This is a genomic window from Xanthobacter autotrophicus (assembly GCF_029991245.1).
In the GTDB taxonomy this organism is placed as follows: Bacteria; Pseudomonadota; Alphaproteobacteria; order Rhizobiales; family Xanthobacteraceae; genus Xanthobacter; species Xanthobacter autotrophicus_C.
This window is the reverse complement of the sequence record NZ_JAIVFO010000232.1, coordinates 1-3,951: the sequence shown is the minus strand read 5'-3', so window position 1 is coordinate 3,951 and position 3,951 is coordinate 1. Positions and strand designations below refer to the sequence as shown.

General features: G+C 67.2%; 5 protein-coding genes. 1 reads left to right on the top strand and 4 read right to left on the bottom strand.

Annotated elements, in window-relative coordinates; translation table 11 throughout:
* Positions 1-269: iron-sulfur cluster assembly protein (locus K9U41_RS22060; RefSeq protein WP_282642987.1), on the bottom strand; the 269-nt coding region annotated here is incomplete at its 3' end.
* A gap of 418 nt (positions 270-687) precedes the next feature.
* Here K9U41_RS22060 and K9U41_RS22055 point away from each other — a divergent pair.
* Positions 688-1,695, top strand: a complete 1,008-nt coding sequence (locus tag K9U41_RS22055; protein ID WP_282642986.1) for a 2-dehydropantoate 2-reductase — start codon at positions 688-690, stop codon at positions 1,693-1,695.
* 15 nt (positions 1,696-1,710) lie between these two features.
* Here the strand turns inward: K9U41_RS22055 and K9U41_RS22050 are convergent, their stop codons facing one another.
* From K9U41_RS22050 to K9U41_RS22040, 3 genes are read right to left on the bottom strand one after another with little or no spacing between them, the layout of a single operon-like run.
* Complete coding sequence (locus K9U41_RS22050) at positions 1,711-2,415, bottom strand: uracil-DNA glycosylase family protein (protein ID WP_282642985.1); 705 nt, start codon at positions 2,413-2,415, stop codon at positions 1,711-1,713.
* The gene (locus tag K9U41_RS22045) at positions 2,393-3,136 is read right to left on the bottom strand and encodes an MBL fold metallo-hydrolase (protein WP_282642984.1); all 744 of its coding nucleotides are present in this window, start codon (positions 3,134-3,136) and stop codon (positions 2,393-2,395) included. The genes K9U41_RS22050 and K9U41_RS22045 overlap by 23 nt, the downstream gene beginning before the upstream one ends.
* Before the next feature lie 4 nt (positions 3,137-3,140).
* On the bottom strand, positions 3,141-3,752 hold the full coding sequence (locus K9U41_RS22040; RefSeq protein ID WP_282642983.1) for a glutathione S-transferase family protein: 612 nt from the start codon (positions 3,750-3,752) through the stop codon (positions 3,141-3,143).
* Between the last annotated feature and the right edge of the window lie 199 nt (positions 3,753-3,951).

The following is a 3,951-nucleotide window of genomic DNA, read 5'->3' as shown; positions in this document are numbered from 1 at the left end:
GGCGGGGCCATCTTGCGTTCGGCGGTGAGGGTCACCAGCGCCGAGACGACGCCGGGAACGGCCTTCACCGCATCCTCGGCGGCGGCGCGCACGCCTTCCCAGGCGCGGGCCTGGGCCGGGTCCACATTGATGGAAAGATAGACCTTGCCCGCGGTGACCACCACGCCGGAAAGGGCGGGCGACACCGAAAGGGCGACGCCCTCCGGGGTGCGCACCGTGGCGAGGGTGGAGCGGACCAGGTCTTCGCTGAGTTCGGCTGTGTTGCTCATGGTCTCAACTCTGTTGCCGGTCTCCCGCGCCGTCGACGTTCCGGGGGCAGGCGCGCGGACCCGGTTTGGAATGAATAGAAGTTTCCAATTGATTCGCATGGTAGGCTTCAACTGCAAAGCACGAGATATGGGCGCTGATTAAAGGTTGGGCAAGGGAGGCCCATGCCGTTCCTTGATGCCGGCTGTTGCGAACCTCGTGTGCCGAGGCCGGACCGCGGGCGGCGTGGTCGAGACGGAAGGCGCCCGCACCCGGTTGACGGCTTCCCGGTGGCACGAACGGGGCAACGACGCCGGCTGCGAGAGCATCCGCCAGGACGCGCCCCGGGCGGCGCGCATCCGCCGCAGCGTTCAACTGGCCCACCGATTGATATCAATCTGCGCCTGACCTAACTGTAACGGGTTCGACGACAGGTGCTGCATGATCTCGAAGGGGTCGATCGGAGTGGCGGGTGCCGGCAGCATAGGCTGCTTTGTCGGCGGAATGTGCGCTGCTGCAGGTCGCCGAACGGCCTTCCTGGGGCGTCCGCGCGTCATCGGCGAAATCCAGGCCCATGGGCTGCGGTTGACGAGCCCCGAAGGTCTGGATCGAAAGGTCGGATCGCATGAGCTGATCCTCTCGCAAGCCCCCGAAATCCTGCGCGATGCCGCGGTGGTGCTCGTTACCGTCAAAAGCAAGGATACCGCCGAGATGGCGGATATCATTGCAAGGCACGCGCCAGCAGATGCGATCATCGTCAGTCTTCAGAACGGCGTCGGCAACGTCGCCGTGCTGCGCGAGCGATTGCCGGGGCGGCGCGTGCTGGCAGGAATGGTGCCTTACTATGTGATCGCCGCCGGCCAAGGGCAGTATCGTCGCGCCATGAGGGGCGACATCCTCCTGGAGCAGGATGACAACCGAACCGCCGAGCAGCTTTCGGTGCCGGGCCTTGTCGTGCGTCCTCACCCGGACATCACCGGGGTGCAGTGGTTCAAGCTGCTGATCAATCTCAACAATGCGATCAACGCGTTGGCTGACTTGCCCGTGAGCCGGCAGTTCGCACGGCGGGCCTGGCGCATGCTCCTGGCGGACCAGATGCTGGAAGCCCTCGCCGTCCTTCAGGCGAAGGGCATCAAGCCGGTGGCGTGGACGCCAGTCCCTGCAAGCTGGACACCCCATGTCCTGCGGCTGCCCGACGCCGTATTTGCACTGATGGGGGGAGCCATCAAGACCGATCCCGAGGCGCGCTCCTCCATGTGGGACGACCTCAAGCTGAGACGCCCGACGGAGATCGACCACCTGCAGGGACTGATCATGGATATGGCCGATGAGTGCGGCCTGAAGGTTCCGCTCACGCGCCGCATTCATGCGTTGGTCAAAAGTGCAGAGGCCGAGGCGAAGGGCTCCGCTGGGCTGACACCGGAACAGATCCGCCCATGGACAGGGTGAAGGGCGAAACATCGATCATATGTCGCTCGAGGTCACGCCGCCCCGCCCCAGCGCGCGGGTGATGTCGGCCTTCAGCTGCGGCAGCAGGTCGGCTTCAAAGAAGGGATTGCGCTTGAGCCAGCCGGTGTTGCGCCAGGACGGATGCGGCAGCGTGTAGACCGCCACCGGCGCCCTGAGCGCCATCCCGGCGGCGCGCACCTCCCGCCAGTGGTGCACGGTCTGCGTCAGGCTCGCCTTCAGGTGGGCGCCAAGGCCCAGCCGCGCCAGATGATAGGCCTGCGCCGGCCGTCCCACCGCCAGGATCAGCCGGAACGCCGGCAGCGTCGCGAACAACGCGTCGTGCCAGGTGGCCGCGCATTCGCGCCGGGGCGGCAGGTCGCCGCCGGCCGCGTCCTGCCCGGGAAAGCAGAAGCCCATGGGCGCGATGGCGATGCGGGCGGCGTCATAGAATTCGTCGTCTCTCACCCCCATCCACTGCCGCAGCCGGTCGCCCGATGCGTCGGTGAAGGGCCGCCCGCTGGCATGCACTTTCGTGCCCGGCGCCTGGCTCGCCACCAGGATGGCCGCTGTGGCCGAGACCCGCAGCACCGGGCGCGGTTCGTGGGGGAGCGGGGCGCCGCGCGGCGCCTCCACGCACACCCGGCAGGCGCGGATGCGCGCCACCAGGGCGTCGAGGGCGGCAGGATCGCCCTTTGTCTCAGATGTCGAGTTCCAGCCCATCCTCGGCCACGATGAAATGGGTGGTGTCCACCTCCCCCCGGCGCGCCCACATCTCGTCGCCCATGTGGGTGAGCAGGATGCGCCGCGCCCCAAGGTCGGCGCGCCGGTCGGCGAGGGTGCGGTAGGCGAGGTGGCCGTAGGGCTCCCCCTCGAAGGCGAAGCTCTCGCAGATGAACAGGTCCGCCCCATGGGCGATGGGCAGCAGCGCCTGCGTCCATTGGGTGTCGCCGGAGAAGGCGAGGGTGCGTGTCCCATCCTCCAGCCGCAGCGCGGTGGACGGGGCGCCGGAGGGATGGACCACGGCAGCCGTGGTCAGGGTCAGGGCGCCGTGGCTTGTGGTGGAGCCGGGCTCCACCTCGGTCACCTTCCAGGCGAATCGCCAGTCGATCTCCCCCATGCCGGGGAACAGCACCTCCATGGCCGCCGCCAGACGCGCCTGGGTTCCAGGCGGACCGACGATGGCCAGCGGCCGCTCCCGGAGATGGACGTACTGCCCATCCAGCAGAAGGAATGGAATACCACCGAAATGATCTCCATGAAGATGGCTGATGAACACCGTGTCGATGTCCGCCGAACCGAGGTTGAACCTGTGGAGGTTCACAAGGGCGCTGGCGCCGAAGTCGAGGGTGACCGTGTGCGCCTCTGTAGTCAGCAGGAAGCAGCTGTTGCCGCGCCCGCCGGAGCCGAACGCGTCCCCGCAGCCGACGACCTTTAGCTTCATGATATCAAGCCTTTGCGCTCGGACGGGCCGAGACGGACCCATGCCAGCGGGAAAGGTTCTCGTGGGTCGGCTCCAGCGCCACGCGGATCACCCGCATGAAATCCACAGCCACCAGCAGCGTGATGTCCGCCACCGTGAAGCGATCGCCCGCCAAATAGTCCCGGCCGGCCAGGGCAGCGTTGAAAAAATCAAGCGCCGCCAAAACCTTGGGCTTGTTCGCCTCGCCCCATTCCGGCACCTGCGGCACCTCCATGGCGGCCATGCCCGGGTTGAGGTGTCGGAGCACCATCATGATGGGGTAGAGCAGGTCCAGCTCCACCCGGCGCTGCCACATTTCCACCAGCCCCTGCTCCGTCGGCGTGCGGCCGAACAGGTTGGGCTCGGGCTGCAGGGCCTCGAAATAGCGGCAGATGGCAATGGTTTCGCAGATGACGGTGCCGTCATCCAGCTCGAGCACGGGCACGCGCTGGCGGGGGTTCAGGCGGGTGAAGTCGTCCGACTTCTGCTCCAGCTTGGCGAGATCCACCTGGACGGTCGGAACCGAAATACCCTTTTCCGCCAGAAAGATGCGAACGCGGCGCGGATTTGGCGCGCGACTTGAATCGTAAAGCTTCATGCTCCTGGCGCCTCCAGCCTCGCCTTGTTTTGCCCAGCGAAAGACCACGCCTTTTCCAGCCGTGCAAGGCCCTCCGGCGGAGTGGCGGATGGCGGAGGCATGCGGCTGCGGCAAGCCTGCGCCAGCCGCTCCGACAGCCCCTCGTCCCTTCAGGGGCCGCGCGGATGGGCGGCGCGCCAGTCCGCGGGCGGCTGGAAGC